This window comes from Neptuniibacter marinus (assembly GCF_001597725.1).
In the GTDB taxonomy this organism is placed as follows: domain Bacteria; phylum Pseudomonadota; class Gammaproteobacteria; order Pseudomonadales; family Balneatricaceae; genus Neptuniibacter; species Neptuniibacter marinus.
On sequence record NZ_LUTR01000054.1, the window covers coordinates 1 to 459 of the forward strand.

The following is a 459-nucleotide window of genomic DNA, read 5'->3' on the forward strand; positions in this document are numbered from 1 at the left end:
GCGACCAACAACAGTGTGGATACGCAGATCACTGATGACACGGATCCAGGTACGACAGAGCCGGATACAGAAACCGCTTACGTCTCTATTACAGGCCCAAGCAGTGTTGTAGAAGGTAATACCACCACACCGTACACGGTGGCCGTTGATCAGCCAGCGGGTGATGTAACCACACCGATCACAGTAACCTTCACCTACAGCGGTGTTGCCGTTGATGGAACGGACTTTACCGGTGTGGGCAGTGTTGATATCCCAGCGGGCAGCAACTCGAACACCTTCACCATCGGTACCTTGGATGATGCCCTAGCGGAAGGCGCTGAGAGCTTCACCATCGCAATCGATAGCATCACTGATACGAACTTCGAACATATTGCTGAAGATGCGACTAATAACAGTGTTGAGACCACCATTATTGATAATGATGGCGCAACCGTGTCGTTAACCGGCCCATCGTCTGTT

At 51.6% G+C, this 459-nt stretch carries 1 protein-coding gene; it reads left to right on the plus strand.

Going from position 1 to position 459, the window contains the following annotated elements; translation table 11 throughout:
* The coding region (locus A3774_RS16005) for a Calx-beta domain-containing protein (protein WP_156473739.1) at nt 1–459 on the plus strand (459 nt) is incomplete at both ends.